Source organism: Chloracidobacterium validum, from assembly GCF_018304825.1.
In the GTDB taxonomy this organism is placed as follows: domain Bacteria; phylum Acidobacteriota; class Blastocatellia; order Chloracidobacteriales; family Chloracidobacteriaceae; genus Chloracidobacterium; species Chloracidobacterium validum.
Genome location: NZ_CP072648.1, coordinates 1321363 through 1336199 on the forward strand (window position 1 = coordinate 1321363; position 14837 = coordinate 1336199).

Here is a 14837-nt window from a genome sequence, read left to right on the forward strand (position 1 = left end):
TAAACAATAGTCTGATAATGTTTATAGAACCATAGGGCATCATAGACAAACATCATACACAAGATAGACCTAATCGGTAACGCATTTGACGACCCATGAAACCACTGGAAATCACCAACGCGCGCGAACACAATCTCAAAAACCTTACCCTTACCATCCCCCCCCAATCCCTCACCGTTCTGACCGGCGTCAGTGGCTCAGGCAAGTCATCACTGGCGTTCGATACGATTTACGCTGAGAGCCAGCGGCGTTACGTGGAGTCCTTTTCAACCTATGCGCGCCAGTTTCTGACGCGCCTCGAACGCCCAGCCGTTGACAGTATTCGCGGACTTAGCCCAGCAATTGCCATCGAGCAAAAGACAACCAACCGAAGTCCGCGTTCAACCGTGGGGACGGTCACGGAAATCTACGATTACCTGCGACTGCTTTATGCGGCAATCGGGACACCCCATTGCCCAGTTTGCCAAGTCCCGATCAGCGTGCAATCACCGGAGGCCATTGCGGTGTGGGCTGCCGCACAGCCACCGGGAACCAAGCTCATGGTGCTTGCCCCTCTTGCACGCAATCGCAAGGGAGAGTTCAAAAAGGAACTGGCAAGCGCGCTCAAGCAAGGCTTTCCCCGCGCCCGAATTGACGGTGTGCTGCGTGCCCTGGATGAGGAAGAGATTCACCTAGACAAAAGAAAGAAACACGATATTGAAGTAGTGATTGATCGGGTCATCATTCGGCCAGGACTTCAGGAGCGGCTTCGTGACTCGATCCAAGCGGCAACTCGCCTGGCCGGGGGGATGGTCATTCTGGCGCTTGAAGGGCAAGCAGATCGGCTGTTCTCACTACATTTGGCCTGTCCGGTGTGCGGTATCAGCCTGCCAGACCTCGAGCCGCGCTCATTTTCATTCAACAGTCGCTTCGGGGCCTGCCCAACGTGCGACGGATTAGGCTTTGTGACCAGCATTGTGCCGGAAGACATCGTGCGCGATGCAAGCCAGCCCCTTGCCGATGCCGACTTCGCAGTGGACGATGGCCATATCGTCAACACGCTGCGAGCTGCACTCTATGCGGTCGCGCATCACTGCGGGGTGCCGCTGGCGGTTTCCTTCCAACAGGTACCCCAGCGGCTACGCGAGATGTTTTTTTATGGGACATCGGAAAAAATCACGTTTACGTATGGTGACTACACCTACCGTGCGCGGTGGCGTGGTGCGGTGACCTATCTGGGCGAGCGCCTAACCGAGGCCCGGACGCCGCGCCTGCAAGCTGAACTCGGTCGGCTCGTGGCGGCGCGTGTTTGCTCATCATGCGACGGCTCACGTCTCCGACCCGAAGCGCGCGCCGTCACCATTCAGGGGCAAAGCCTCGTGGCGCTCACCCGGCTCCCACTCGTCGAGGCCGAAGCTTGGTCGCGCGCGCTGACACTGACCGGCAAGGAGGCGCAGGTGGGCGCGGGACTTCTACATGAAATTCAGTCGCGGCTTCACTTCCTTGTGGAGATTGGGCTTGGATACCTGACGCTTGACCGCGCGACCAGTTCGCTGTCTGGCGGCGAGGTTCAGCGAGTCCGTTTGGCGACGCAGCTCGGCGCGCCGCTGCGGGGGGTTTTGTACATCCTCGATGAACCAAGCATTGGGTTGCATCCACGGGACAACCTACGGTTGATTCGGTCACTTGAGCGCTTGCGAAATGCCGGCAACACGGTTCTCGTCGTTGAGCACGACGAAGAAACAATTCGCCATGCGGATTGGGTGATTGACCTTGGGCCGGGCGCCGGCAGTCATGGCGGGGAAGCCGTTGCTGCCGGTCCACCTGACCAGATTGCGGCACACCCGGCTTCGCTCACCGGGCGCTACCTGACCGGCCAGCAAACGGTCGTTGCCGACCGTGCCCCCCGGCCGGCGACGCGGGGCCATGTCACGGTTCATGGCGCAACGCACCACAACCTCCAGGATGTGACGGTTCGGTTTCCAATCGGGCTGCTCACGGTGGTGACCGGGGTTAGCGGAGCAGGCAAATCATCGCTGGTCCTGGACGTTCTTCACCGGGCGCTGGTGCAGCATCAGAAGCACATACCAAAAGCTGGCGCGCATCGCGGCATCACGGGGCAAGAGGCATTCGACAAGGTCATCGAAATTGACCAGTCCCCCATTGGGCGCACGCCGCGTTCCAACCCAGCCACGTACACCGGCGCTTTTACGCCGATTCGGGAGCTATACGCCAACTTGCCTGAATCCAAAGCGCGGGGCTATCGCGCCGGACGGTTTTCCTTCAACGTGCGCGGCGGGCGGTGTGAAGCCTGTGAGGGGGATGGACTCAAACGAATCGAGATGGCCTTTCTGCCGGACGTGTATGTGCCCTGCGAGATCTGTCGCGGAAAGCGGTACAACCGGGAGACCTTACAGGTCAAATACCAGGGACGCGACATTGCCGAGACCCTTGGGCTTACCATCGAGGAAGCCGGCGAGGTGTTTGCTGCCTTCCCGGCCATAACCCGCGTGCTGCGAACCCTGGTCGAGGTCGGGCTGGGCTACCTGACCCTTGGGCAATCGGCCACGACGCTTTCCGGCGGTGAGGCGCAGCGCCTCAAGCTTGCCTGTGAGCTTGCCCGCCGGGCGACGGGGCGCACGCTGTATATCCTGGATGAGCCAACAACGGGGCTTCACTTCGAGGATGTCCGCCGCCTTCTCGATGTGCTGCATTCATTGGTTGACCAGGGCAACACCGTGATTGTCATCGAACACCACACCGATGTGATGTGGGCGGCCGACTGGATCATTGACCTTGGCCCGGAAGGCGGGCAAGGGGGCGGCCGGTTGGTCGGTGAGGGCATTCCGTCCATGATTGCCCAACTGCCGACACCCACCGGCAATGCCTTGGCGGCCGCGCGGCAACGGGTAGCTCGCCGCGCCTAACCCAGTGCCGACGGCGGTCGAGCGTATCTTTTGGCCAGTCCGCAAGACGATGGCCAGCCCGCAAGAAGACTTGGGCTGGTTCCTTGCGAAACCAGCCCAAGCATCAGGCTGTGCCGCTACCAGCGAGGCACTCGCTCAAGAGATTTCTAGCCAAGCAATCGGTCAAGCGCCGGCTGGACCAATCGGGCGGCATGTTCGCCCGCCGAAAAACTCTTGAGTTTGCCTTCGGCGTCAAAGAGGTAGAACGCCGGGACGAACTCATTGCCGAAGGCATCCGCGATAGCGTGTTGGTTATCAATAGCGCAGGGTTGGGTGAGGCCATACTTGGCAATGGCGGCATCCACATCGGCAAGATTGGTGTCAGCTTCGTAGCGCGGCATGTGGATGCTCACGACGCTGACCCCTTTTTCGGCTAGGGTATCGCGCCATTCATTCACTTTGGGCATTTGTTCCGAGCAGATGCCACAGCTCACAGCCCAGAAGTGAACGAGCACGATGCGGTTTCGCAAGTCATCCGCGGTGACTGCGCCATTACGCCATTCAGTCGCGCCAGTGAGGTCTGGCATCACGGTGCCAATTCGCATCGGCATGATGGTTCTCTCCGTTGAGGCGTACGCTAGATATTTTCTTGCCCTGGTTTCCAGTTGACCGGACAGCGTCCGCCAGACTGTAGCCCCTGAAGAACGCGCAGGACTTCGTCCACACTGCGTCCAATGTTCAGAGAGTGGACGACTTGGTACTGAAGAATGCCTTCTGGGTCAATAATGAACAGACCGCGCAGCGCAATACCCTCGTTTTCAATCAGCACCCCATAGTTGCGGCTAACTTCTTTGGTGATGTCACTGCCCAGGGGATACTTGAGACCGGCCACGCCGTTCTTTTCGCGCGGCGTCTCAATCCAGGCTTTGTGCGAGAATACGCTGTCCGTGCTGACGGCAATCACTTCAGCATTGAGTGCATGAAACTCCTCGAGCCGGTCGCTGAAGCCCGTCACTTCCGTCGGGCAGACAAACGTGAAGTCAAGGGGGTAAAAGAACAACACGAGCCATTTGCCTCGGTAGTCTTCGAGTTTGACGCGCTCTTTGAGCGTCGTCAGGTCTTTCGTGGACGCCATGTCAAAACTCGGCGCCGGTTGGCCAACTTGCAGCATAGGACACTCCTTTGCAGGAACAGTCAAAATGATGAATCTCGGCGCTTCTGCCAAGGTAGCAACGAGCTACCCCGGCCAAACGCCGGACGCAACCTTACTTGCGCCGCTATCTGAGCTGCAATGAGTGTTTCCGGTCGCCTTGGGGCGAAAGGCCAGGCACGAAGCCACGCCACGGCCCCGGAGGGGGTTGCGGGAAAGCTGACCTAGGAAAGGAGTGCGGAAGGAGAGACTCGAACTCTCATGCCTTGCGGCGCCAGATCCTAAGTCTGGTGCGTCTGCCATTTCGCCACTTCCGCAAGTGAATCACAGGCGCATAGGCTAGCAGATTTAGGTTGAGATTGCATCTGGTCGGTCGCTGACGGGGACCGTTGCCCATGCGCCAAGCCGGTCACGTTTGGACAGGTGCCGGGGCTTGACCATCCTGGGGGTCGCGCCAGAAATCCATGGTTGATGCGCGGTGAACACAGGCAATGGTGCAAAGGGGCGCGCATGGCTTTGGCGTTGCGTATTCCCGCCGGAGGTCTTCCTTGGTATAGCTGGCAAGCGGAATGCCGGGGTAGCCACGCTGCTGCGAGCAATAGTGAACCAACCCGTCCTCGCAGATGTAAAGGTAACGCGCGCCGGCGCGGCACTTCCAGGTATTTGGCCGGCCGTGGGCGAGGTTGTCCTGAAACGTATGAATCATTGCGTAGCCGGTCTTGCCGATGCGCTTTACTTCTTCATAAGCGCGCAGCTCGGCTTGAGAAAGCGGCTTGAGCGCGCCGTGGCCGTCGTGGATGATGCCACAGGAGACGGCAAACCCCAGCGACGCCGCGCGTTTGGCGACGGTCACGGCATCTTCGGGATGGCGGATGCCACCGCCAATCACGGAATTGATACTCACCACGAAGCGCGCGTAGCGGTGCAGGTCAACGAGTCGCCGGTCGAGCACCTTGAGGCTTTTTTGGGAGACCTCATCCGGGTTGACGTTGTCAATGCTGATTTGGAGGTATTCGAGGCCGGCGTCGTTGAGTTTTTCAATCCGCTCCTTGGTCAAGTAGTAACCATTGGTGATGAGTCCGGCCATCATGCCGTGAGCGCGGATGCGGCGAACCATGGTGTAAAGCTCTGGATGGAGCATTGGCTCGCCACCGCTGAAGGCCACGACCGACGAGCCTAGCTCGGCCAGCTTGTCAATCCGCCGAAGCATCTCATCGAGCGGAAGCGGGTCGGATACCGCGTCATACTCATTACAGTAAGCGCAGGCGAGGTTGCACCGGCGAATCGGCACGATGTGAACCAAAACCGGGTGCCACCGATCAAAAACACCGTGGAGCACCATGCGTGCTTCACGGTAGCGGCGACCAAACGAGGAAATAGACCTAAAGGGCATGGTGTTGGGCAATCTAGGGAGGAGTCAATCCAGGGCGTAACGTAGGTCGAAAACGTAGGCGGAATGGGACTAGGCATGCAAGCGACTGACCTCGACGGGCATCACGCCGTCCGGGGTTGGTTGGTTCTGGCCGGCGACCGCCTCCGCGGCCTGGCCCCTGGCCGATGACGGACTGGGGACGGCCCCGGGCAGTTTGACCCGGAAGGTCGAACCCTTGCCGGGCGCACTCTCGACAAACACATGCCCGCCATGTTCTTGCACAATGCCATAGCTGACGGCGAGTCCAAGCCCCGTCCCCCGTCCCACCTCCTTCGTCGTGAAGAATGGATCGTAGATGCGATGAATGACATCGTCCGGCATGCCGACGCCGGTATCCGAGATTTCAATCGTGACGGCATTTCCCTCGGACGTCGCCGCGATGGTCAAGACCCCGCCATGGGGCATGGCATCGCGGGCGTTCAGAATCAGGTTCATGACGACTTGCTGAAGTTTACCGGCGTGGCCCCAGACCGGGGCGAGATTGTCACCATACCGTCGGACGACCTCAATGGACGTGCCCCGGAGGTGGGTTTCCAGGAGCTGGAGCGTGTCGTCGAGCAGCGCTCTCATCGAAACTGGCGCAAAGGTCGAGTTGCCGGTGCGGGAGAAGTTGAGCAAGTTGTTGACGATGTCGGAGGCCCGCAGCGTCTGGCGGCGAATTTTTTCCAAAATGGTTCGGCGTGGGTCCTGCTCGCCACACTCCGCCAGTAGCATCTGGGTATAGCTGGAAATGCCGGCCAGGGGCGTGTTGACTTCGTGGGCAACGCCGGCCGCGAGTAAGCCAATCGAGGAAAGCTTGTCGGCTTCGCGGATTTGCTCTTCGAGGCGCACCCGATCGGTAATGTCCTCGAAGCAAATCAGCGCACCGTCAGCCAGGGTGTCGCGGCTTTGCAGCGGCAGGAGCGTAATGTTGAGCACCAGCGGCTGGCGGTCAGGTCCGTGGGTCCGGCAGCGATACATGGTTCGCGCTTCCGTGATCTGCCAATCCGCCCCACCGACCATGCCACGCATGGCACGCACCAAGTCAGGGTCGAACATGCTTTCAAGCGACTGCCCTTCGGCCACGGCGAGCGGTTGCCCAAATAGCTTTTCAAAAGCGCTATTCCAGGTGGTCAGGCGGCCACGGCGATCAATGACCACAATCCCGACGTTGATGGACTCGATGATGTTTTCGTTGAACTCCTTGAGTCGGGCCAGTTCCTCGACGCGCGCGCGCTCGCGTTCATAGAGCAGGCTGTTTTCAATGGCGACCGCGATATAGGGCGATAACCCACGCAATAGCTCGGTGTCTTCGGAGGTGAGCAAGGTGCGCTGCGTGGTCTTCCCAAGGGCGATGATCGCCACGAAGCGCCCACGCGCAATGCATGGAAAGTAGTAAGCCAGCCCGCCAGAGGCCAAACCAGCTTCATCCACGATGTAGCCACGCGGGCCAGCTTCAAGGAGCCGCTCCTGGATGCGCGGCGGCGCTTCCGGGGATGAAAGCCCGCCGCTGGCAAAGACGAGGCGGGGTGATGGGGCCGCCTCCCCAGCCGGGGTGGTCGCCGGAAGGAAAACTGCCAGATCGGTTACGGCGATGGTCTCGGACAGTTTTTCAGCAATGGCTGATAGCAGTTCCGGCAGAACCGTCGTGGTGGCCATGGCGCGTCCGAAATCCGCAATCCCCAGGCGCGTGTCATAGCGCGCGCCGTAGAAAATGCGATCAATGCGCTCCTGAAGCCAGTTTTTGAATGGCGCATACAGGATAGCTCCGCAAGAGAGCACGATAACCTGGAGAAACGTCGTCGTTACGTCGGGAACGGTTGGGTAGGTTTCCCGGATCCAATCCGCCATCTTGACCACGCCCAGCATGAAAATCATCACAATGCCAAACGTCGCAAGCGCATAGGTCAGGCTTCGCCGTACGATGACATCCACATCCATGAGGCGGTAGCGGATGATGGCGTAGCCGAAGGCCAGTGGGATGAACACTGTTGGGCCAAGCGCCAGAGCCTCCATGGCTGGGGTTGGCTCAACACCGGCCAGAACCGGCGCGCCATAGAAAGCCATCCAGGGCAAGATGCCCAGCGTCAGCCCAAGGACAATCCACTTCATCTGCTGCTTGAGCAGCGCCGTTTCCGTTTGGAAAAACGTAACGGTGACCACTCCGAGCGCCGCAGCAAACGCCGTGACGAAGTGAAACAGGGCAAGTGAATCAAGCTGGGGGCGGAGGTCAAGTAACCAGGCGCTGTAACGCCCCAGCAGTACATGAAGCGTTTCGAGCAGGACGAGCACGGCAGCCGGCGTATAGACCACCCACATCAGTTGCCGGTGACGCTCCAGCCAGGCGCTCCGCAGGGGAAAGACCGCGCAAAAGTGAAGAAAGAGCGGACACAGCACGGTCAGCGCAGACCGATCGGCCCAGAAAATGAACGTGTCGAAGGTCGTGAATGAACCACTCGCATTCCAGACAAGGTAGATGAACGATAGCGCGCAGATGGCAAAGAAATGGAGTGACTGGCGGGGTTGCTCATGCTTGGCAAAGACGACGATGCCAATGAGCAGGTAGAGACTCCCCACGAAAGCCAGGTACACCTCAAGCCAGAAGCGGCTCGGCTGTGGCTCGATACCACGCAACTCGGCTTGCCAGAGTCCAAGGCTGACACCCAGCGGATTGTAGCGCTCAACCAGATAGGTGGCATTGCCGCCAACGTGAACATACTCGTCCAGGTAGTACTGAACATGCCACTCCTTCGTCACCGCCAGTGGTTCAGGCGGCTGGTCGGAGGACCGCTCGACCAGAATGGCCCGTAACACATCGCCCTGAATAATGCCGGCCCGCTCGGCGGAACTGCCGGCTCGAATTCGCCCGGCCGTGAGGCCGTGAGCGGCCGGCCGCCACCGCACGCCATCATCCGCCAGCGGCGGCTGCCCGGCGCGTTCAGCCAGGTTGACGACGCCAAGCAGAATGATTCCCAAACTCACCGCAACCACAAGCCAGGTTGGGTAGGAACGGGAACGCATAGTCTCCTAGAAACGCACACGCAGACCACCCCGCACCAGTCGGCGCTGGGGAAAGCCGAAGTTCGTCCCAAGACCGGTAACTTCACCGCGGTGCTCATCGAGGTTGCGTCCCTCGACAATGGCTTCCCAGCGACCGGGCAGGGTGAACCAACTCGGAAGCGTTTGAAGAAAAGCAAAACTCAGCCCCGATTCGGTCAACGCCAGGCGGGAAGCAAAGGGGTCAATGGCATGAAGGGCCTGCCCCGTTGCGCCACGGTAGCCAACATTCAGCCGGGCCCCCGGCAGCGGAAGGATAGCCTCGGCCACGACGGTGACGATGTGATAGGTCGTCCGCGCAGTCGTCTCCGGCCTCGGCGGCGTGACCTCCGGCGTTGTCGTCAGTTCAGCGGATGGGGCATGCCCAACGGCATAGGCCGTCGTGATCATCAGCCGCTGGTGAGGACGGTAAGTCACCAGCAGCCCGCCCCCTTCGGCCCGACCGTCAACGCGCGCCACAGGCGTCCCGGCCAAAGCGAGCGCCTGCCCATCAATGCGGTCCCGGTAAGCAAAGACTTTGACCGTTGTTTTGGGAGCAGCTCGCCAGGCCACGCCAACCTCAGTGCGAAGATTGCGCGCTATCACCGGGGTGTCACCCTGGAGCGCGAGACGCTGGGGCGGGTTAGGGAAGTCGCTTGGAAAGAGCAGGCTCTCCGGATTTGTCCAATCCGGGGTGGATTGGCCATCTGCCGTCAGGGCGGTGTGAAACTGAAGCTGGGCGCAAGGTTGCCAGTGGGCGGCCAACCGGGGCAGCCAGGCGTCCTCACCGGACCGGCCAATCTGGATGTAGTCAAACCCGTATGTCAGTTGCAGCTCAGGCGTGACCTGCCAGGCATCGGCAGCCTGGACCTCATGCCGCCGGAACAGTCCAAACGCCGAAGCCTTATCCCAGCCGCCGGAGGTAAGCGATGGGTCGCCGATGACCTGGCCGTTCACCTGGCTGGCCAGTGAGCGAACGATGGCGTGGTGGTTCTCCGTTGTATAGCGCAGCGCCCCGCCAAACGTCGTGGCCCGTCCTTCCCAGTCACGGCGGAGCAGGAAGCCAACCTCCAGCCCCGGCGCAGCTTCAAGCGCAACCTGGGTATCGTAGCCACTCGAACCAACCATGGCAGCCGCCTGCCAGGCGAGCGCTGGGGCTTCGCCGGCCACTGGAGCCGCATTGAAAATGCCACGGTTGCGGCGATTTTGGTACTTGACCGGGTTGACGCTGGAATGCTTGCCATCGGGCGCCGGACGCAGTGTCAACGTCATCTGGGCTGGAGAACCGGGCGTAAGTTCCGTTCGGTCACTGATCAGGGTTTGGAATCCGCGCGCGGCCGCCAGGAACCGATACGCGCCAGGGGCGAGTCGGGAGAGGAAGAACTTACCGCTTCGATCACTCGAAGCCGTTGCCAGGGCTTCCTTCTCATCACCATCCCGAAACATCGAAATGATGGCATACGCCACCGGCACGCCCCGGTGGTCCGTAACCAGCCCGGTTACGCTACAGCCTTCTGAGCGATTGGCGGCCGCCTCAGTGGCGGACGTTGCCGATGGTGTCACCAGCAACAGTGCCACCAATGTGAAGCTCATCAGCAAACCACGGAATGGGTATCGCATGCCGGCCTCCATCACCGCTAGGTTCGGTTCAAAAGTTTCACCATTGTAACGATGCCAGCCATCTGTCACAAGGCAGACACGTTTGCCCTTCATGGCAGGGCCGGTGGTTTACTATGCGACGTTCGGCTTCAGAAACGAATGACCGTATTCGGGCCACCCTCGACATGAACAGTATCAACTAGGCGGACCGTATGCGGCTGGGTCGTCATCAGGAGCGAAGAGGTGCGCTTACCATCCCCAAAGAAGCGCACGCCGCGGAGGACGCTACCGTTGGTCACGGCGGTCATGGCAAAGATGATGTGCTTTCCAGGGGCAAGGTCATCGGTGCGGTAAACGCGGGTCGGGTCGCTAATGCCCATGGACTGCATGCGCGCGATGGTTTCGCTATCTTCGGCGACCTTCGTCTGGTCTTCGGCATGAAGCTGGTCTTTCAGGACGAACCGCGCTTGGATTTCACCATTCAGGCATTTCATAGCCGCGGCGGTGAGAACGCCCTCCGGCGCGCCCCCAATCCCCATGACGGCATGGACGCCGGAGCCACCCACGGCGGCGCTGATGCCGGCAGATAGGTCCCCGTCCGAAATAAGCTGAATGCGCGCGCCGGTTGCCCGAATGTCGGCAATCAGTCGCTCGTGGCGCGGGCGATCCAGCACCGAAATCACCAAATCCGTAACGGCGCGGCGTAAGCAGCTCGATAGCCTCTTGAGGTTTTCGGCCACCGGGGCATCAATGTCGAGCTGTCCCCGCGCCGCTGGCCCGACGACGAGCTTGTTCATGTACATGTCGGGGGCATGGAGGAGTCCGCCCCGTTCGGCGGCGGCCAGCACGGCAATCGCATTGGGCGCCCCGGTGGCGCACAGGTTCGTGCCCTCAAGCGGGTCAACGGCAATATCCACGGCCGGAAAGGCATTCGGGTCGTCGTCACTCAGTTCAGCGCCCATGCCGACGCGCTCGCCAATGTACAGCATGGGGGCCTTATCGCGCTCGCCTTCACCAATCACGATGCGCCCGTTCATGCGAACCGCACGCATGGCTTCGCGCATGGCTTCGACGGCAGCCCGGTCAGATTGTTTACGCTGGCCGAGTCCCATGGTGCGGGCGGATTCAATTGCCGCAACTTCAACGACGTGGAGGAACTCTTTTGAGAGATGGGAAAATTTCGTCTCGGTGGACATGATGGTTGCCTTTCTCCTGACTGAGCAGTTCTAAGCAGCTCTAAGCGGTGACCTCCCGTGGTGGGAAGCCCTGCAAAGCCTTTTTCTAGAAACTTGCTGTACAACCTAGTGCTGATTAGCCGATACCTGAACCGCGTCTATGATAGGCCTGCCTTCCGGTATTCGCTACGATATTGTTTCATCAGAGGAACACAAGCTCAGATGCGAGGCAGACCGGTGATGACACGGCTAGCGACAAAACAGGTGACGCTCGGCGTCACGGGCTGCATTGGGGCTTACAAAGCCGTGCTCATTCTGCGTGGGCTTCAGCAGGCCGGGTTGGCGGTGGAAGTCGCCATGACCGAGGCGGCGACGCGCTTCGTTCAGCCACTGACCTTCCAGGCGATTTCGGGCAAACCCGTCTATGTCTCTCACTGGGGACGGGATGCCGACACCGACATTGCCCACATCAGCCTGGCCCAGCGCACGGATGTGCTGGTCGTCGCCCCGGCAACCGCCAACTGCCTGGCCAAATTCGCCCACGGTATTGCCGACGACTTCCTTTCGACACTCTACTTGGCAACAACGGCGCCGGTCTTGGTTGCGCCCGCCATGAACGTCGAGATGTGGCGTCACCCGGCAACCCAGAGCAATGTGGCGCTTCTGCGGGCGCGCGGCGCGCGGATCATCGAGCCAGCGGCTGGCTTTCTAGCCTGTGGCATGGTTGGAGAAGGAAGACTGGCTGAACCAGAACAGGTCGTCAGCGCTGTCTTGGAATGCCTTGCCGGTCAAGCGGCTGACTCAGCCGGACACACCGACCAATCCCTTGCCTCACACCACATTCTGGTGACGGCGGGTCCAACCATTGAGGACCTCGACCCCGTTCGCTACCTCACCAATCGTTCGTCGGGCAAGATGGGCTATGCGGTGGCGCGGGCGGCGCGCGCCCGGGGGGCTACCGTGACACTCATCACCGGCCCGACTTCGCTGACGCCACCGGCCGGTGTCAAGGTGGTGCCAGTTCGCTCGACGCGCGACATGTATGACGCCGTCATGAACCACCTCGAAGAAGCGACAATCGTCATCAAAGCCGCCGCCGTCTGCGATTATCGTCCCCGGCAAACGGCTCAGGAAAAGTTGAAGAAGGCCGCGGGAACAACGACTTACCACATTGAACTCGAGCCGACCGAGGACATCCTGGCCGCCGTTGGCGCGCGTAAAGGGCAACGTTTTGTCGTGGGTTTTGCCGCTGAAACCGACTGGTCGCCGAGCCTGGCGCTCGATAAACTGCGGCGCAAGCAAGCCGATCTTCTGGTGGTCAACAACGTCCTGGAAGCCGGCGCCGGATTTGACGTTGACACCAACCGGGTGTCGCTCGTTACGGCGGACGGTGAGACCATCCCGCTCCCGCTGATGACCAAGGATGCCCTCGCCCATGCTATTCTGGACGCCGTTTTGAGCCATCATCAGACCGGTCGAAACCCGCGTTAGCGCCTCCCGGTTTGTTGCCGCCGGAGGAACAGGGACGCTCCTATGGTAAACGACACATCATTGCCCTCGCTGGGCATCGAACGGCGCGTCTTGGTTGTGGATGATGAGGCCGAAATTCGCGCTTTTTTTGAGGACTTCCTCGCTGGCTACCAAGTCCGCGCAGTCGCGGACGGAAGCGAAGTCGCGCCGTTGCTTCCGGTTTTCTGCCCGCACCTCGTCATTACCGATCTACGCATGCCGCACCAGGGGGGGCTAAGCGTCATTCGAATGGTCAAAGACCATGATCCCACCACCGAAGTGTTGGTCGTTACCGGTTATGGACGGATTGACGAAGCGGTTGAAGCCATGAAACTGGGGGCGAGTGACTTCATCCCAAAACCCTTTGAAGTCGAGCAAATGCGCGCGGCCATCGAAAAGTGCTTTGACCGGATTGCCCTCCGCCGGCAAAACGCCGCCCTCATCCATGCCAACCAGGAACTTCAGCGTCTGACGGAGCTGAAGGAGAAGTTTCTGCGCCTGACCAGCCATGAACTCCGCGGGCCGCTCACCATTCTCCAGGGGTATTGTGACTTGCTTTCCATACTGGCCGATTCCCCGACCGATGTCCGGGAGGCCGGGCAGGCAATGCAGACGGCCGTTTCCAACCTGACCACCATCGTTCAAAACTTGACCTTACTCCTCGCGGCCACCTCGGACCAAATACCCATCACGCGCCAGTCGTTTGACGTCATGGAGGTTCTCCGAACCACCCTTGAAGAAATCAAGGTTCACGCCCACCACCGCCATCACGAGTACCATCTCACCGGACCAGACCGGATGGAAGCGCTGGGCGACCCGTTGCGCGTGACCCAGATTGCGCGCGAGCTGCTATTCAATGCCGTGAAGTTCACCCCAGACCACGGCACGATCTGGCTGGAGCTTGGGGCGGTCGCCGATGAGCATTTTGCCATCAAGGTTCAGGATAACGGCATCGGCATGGCTTCTACGGAAGTTGTCAGCGCGTTTGAGTCGTTTTACGAAACGGCCAATACCCAACACCACAGCACCTCACGCACTAACTTCCGGGGCGGTGGGCTTGGGATTGGACTGACGCTCGTCCGCGACATCGTCAGTGCGTACGGCGGCAAGGTCGGTATTCTGAGTGAGCCAGGGCAGGGAACGACGGTCACGGTCTCGTTACCGCTTCGCTACCAACCGCCCGCGAGCGTCAAGGCATGATGGATTGGCTGGTGACCGGTGGCACCGGATACCTGGGGACGCATCTCGTCACACTGCTTGGCGCGACGCCGGCCGGCCGGCGGGTTCAGAGTGGGCTGTTCGAGCCGAGGCTAGCCGACTTGCTCCGGTCACACCGATGTATTGTCCATCTTGCCGCCCATGTTTCGAAGTCGGCGGATGCGGCCATGACCTGCTTTGAGATCAACAGCGACGGAACGCGCTGGTTGTGCGCACAGTTGACGGCCGGGCAGACGCTGATTCTGGCATCAACTAAGGATGTGTATGGGGCGCATGCCGAAAACCATACTTGTGTCTCGGAAGCGTGCCCGACGACCTTGAATGGACAGTCGGCCTATGCTTGGTCAAAGTGGCTAGCCGAGGAGTATGCGCGCTTCTACGCGGCGCAGCGTGGCTTTCGACTGTTCATTCTTCGGCTCTCGACGATCTTTGCGCCACCCACGCCAGGCAATCCAGGCGGACTGGTCAGCAGCTTTGCGCGTGCGATTCGCGCCGGACAGCCGTTGACGCTCCGCTGGCAGGGGCAGCAGGTGCGGGACCTTCTCCCCGTATCGGAGCTGGCCAGGGTCATTCGAGCGTGCGCGGCATCCTCGCTCACCAGTGAAACTTTCAATATTGGTGGGGGCAGCGGCTATGCCTTGACGTTTGCCGAGCTGGCCCACCGTATCGGTCAGTCCCAGGGATACATCCCACAGCTCAACTTGACAGATGCCGAGCCGTCACCAGATGACCAACGGCGCTATGTCAGCGACCTGACGCGCGCTGGAGACAAGCTTGGTTGGGCACCGGGCTTTGACCTCGATGCCGCGCTTGCCCAGGCCTAGCCACTAAGCCTAGCCACCGAATCCACGGGA

The 14837-nt window shown here is 60.5% G+C and carries 10 protein-coding genes and 1 tRNA gene; 4 read left to right on the forward strand and 7 right to left on the reverse strand.

All coding sequences use genetic code 11. The annotated features are described in order from the left end of the window. Nucleotides 1-95 precede the first annotated feature (95 nt). Entirely contained in the window at nucleotides 96-2906 is a 2811-nt protein-coding gene (gene uvrA, locus J8C06_RS05515; RefSeq protein WP_211429776.1) for an excinuclease ABC subunit UvrA, read from the forward strand. Between the two features lie 146 nt (nucleotides 2907-3052). Here the strand turns inward: uvrA and J8C06_RS05520 are convergent, their stop codons facing one another. The 7 genes from J8C06_RS05520 to glpX form a co-directional block, all read right to left on the reverse strand. Next, entirely contained in the window at nucleotides 3053-3496 is a 444-nt protein-coding gene (locus J8C06_RS05520; RefSeq protein WP_343216888.1) for a TlpA family protein disulfide reductase, read from the reverse strand. Nucleotides 3497-3522: 26 nt separating this feature from the next. Then, nucleotides 3523-4056, reverse strand: a complete 534-nt coding sequence (locus J8C06_RS05525; RefSeq protein WP_211429777.1) for a peroxiredoxin — start codon at nucleotides 4054-4056, stop codon at nucleotides 3523-3525. A gap of 215 nt (nucleotides 4057-4271) precedes the next feature. Further along, nucleotides 4272-4352: transfer RNA gene (locus tag J8C06_RS05530), tRNA-Leu, on the reverse strand. Between the two features lie 92 nt (nucleotides 4353-4444). Further along, nucleotides 4445-5428, reverse strand: a complete 984-nt coding sequence (locus J8C06_RS05535; protein WP_211429778.1) for a radical SAM protein — start codon at nucleotides 5426-5428, stop codon at nucleotides 4445-4447. Between the two features lie 69 nt (nucleotides 5429-5497). Beyond that, entirely contained in the window at nucleotides 5498-8467 is a 2970-nt protein-coding gene (locus tag J8C06_RS05540) for an ATP-binding protein (protein ID WP_211429779.1), read from the reverse strand. 6 nt (nucleotides 8468-8473) lie between these two features. After that, the gene (locus tag J8C06_RS05545) at nucleotides 8474-10102 is read right to left on the reverse strand and encodes a TonB-dependent receptor (protein ID WP_211427738.1); all 1629 of its coding nucleotides are present in this window, start codon (nucleotides 10100-10102) and stop codon (nucleotides 8474-8476) included. Nucleotides 10103-10230: 128 nt separating this feature from the next. Next, nucleotides 10231-11277 carry a class II fructose-bisphosphatase gene (glpX, locus tag J8C06_RS05550; RefSeq protein ID WP_211427739.1) on the reverse strand — a complete coding sequence of 349 codons (1047 nt, stop codon included), beginning with the start codon at nucleotides 11275-11277 and terminating at the stop codon, nucleotides 10231-10233. 219 nt (nucleotides 11278-11496) lie between these two features. On the opposite strand from glpX, the gene coaBC reads away from it, so the two are divergent. The 3 genes from coaBC to J8C06_RS05565 are packed head-to-tail and all read left to right on the forward strand — an operon-like array spanning nucleotide 11497 to nucleotide 14807. Next, nucleotides 11497-12747 carry a bifunctional phosphopantothenoylcysteine decarboxylase/phosphopantothenate--cysteine ligase CoaBC gene (gene coaBC / locus J8C06_RS05555; protein ID WP_211427740.1) on the forward strand — a complete coding sequence of 417 codons (1251 nt, stop codon included), beginning with the start codon at nucleotides 11497-11499 and terminating at the stop codon, nucleotides 12745-12747. Nucleotides 12748-12789: 42 nt separating this feature from the next. Continuing rightward, nucleotides 12790-13965, forward strand: a complete 1176-nt coding sequence (locus J8C06_RS05560; protein WP_211427741.1) for a hybrid sensor histidine kinase/response regulator — start codon at nucleotides 12790-12792, stop codon at nucleotides 13963-13965. Then, nucleotides 13962-14807, forward strand: coding sequence for an NAD-dependent epimerase/dehydratase family protein (locus J8C06_RS05565; protein ID WP_211427742.1), 846 nt, complete (start codon nucleotides 13962-13964; stop codon nucleotides 14805-14807). Before J8C06_RS05560 ends, J8C06_RS05565 begins: the two co-directional genes overlap by 4 nt. The last annotated feature ends 30 nt before the right edge of the window (nucleotides 14808-14837 follow it).

Bases quoted from the DNA above. Each gene is read 5' to 3' on its own strand.
- uvrA (WP_211429776.1), top strand. From the start codon at position 96: ATGAAACCACTGGAAATCACCAACGCGCGCGAACACAATCTCAAAAAC.
- J8C06_RS05520 (WP_343216888.1), bottom strand. From the start codon at position 3,496: ATGCCGATGCGAATTGGCACCGTGATGCCAGACCTCACTGGCGCGACT.
- J8C06_RS05525 (WP_211429777.1), bottom strand. From the start codon at position 4,056: ATGCTGCAAGTTGGCCAACCGGCGCCGAGTTTTGACATGGCGTCCACG.
- J8C06_RS05535 (WP_211429778.1), bottom strand. From the start codon at position 5,428: ATGCCCTTTAGGTCTATTTCCTCGTTTGGTCGCCGCTACCGTGAAGCA.
- J8C06_RS05540 (WP_211429779.1), bottom strand. From the start codon at position 8,467: ATGCGTTCCCGTTCCTACCCAACCTGGCTTGTGGTTGCGGTGAGTTTG.
- J8C06_RS05545 (WP_211427738.1), bottom strand. From the start codon at position 10,102: ATGCGATACCCATTCCGTGGTTTGCTGATGAGCTTCACATTGGTGGCA.
- glpX (WP_211427739.1), bottom strand. From the start codon at position 11,277: ATGTCCACCGAGACGAAATTTTCCCATCTCTCAAAAGAGTTCCTCCAC.
- coaBC (WP_211427740.1), top strand. From the start codon at position 11,497: ATGACACGGCTAGCGACAAAACAGGTGACGCTCGGCGTCACGGGCTGC.
- J8C06_RS05560 (WP_211427741.1), top strand. From the start codon at position 12,790: ATGGTAAACGACACATCATTGCCCTCGCTGGGCATCGAACGGCGCGTC.
- J8C06_RS05565 (WP_211427742.1), top strand. From the start codon at position 13,962: ATGATGGATTGGCTGGTGACCGGTGGCACCGGATACCTGGGGACGCAT.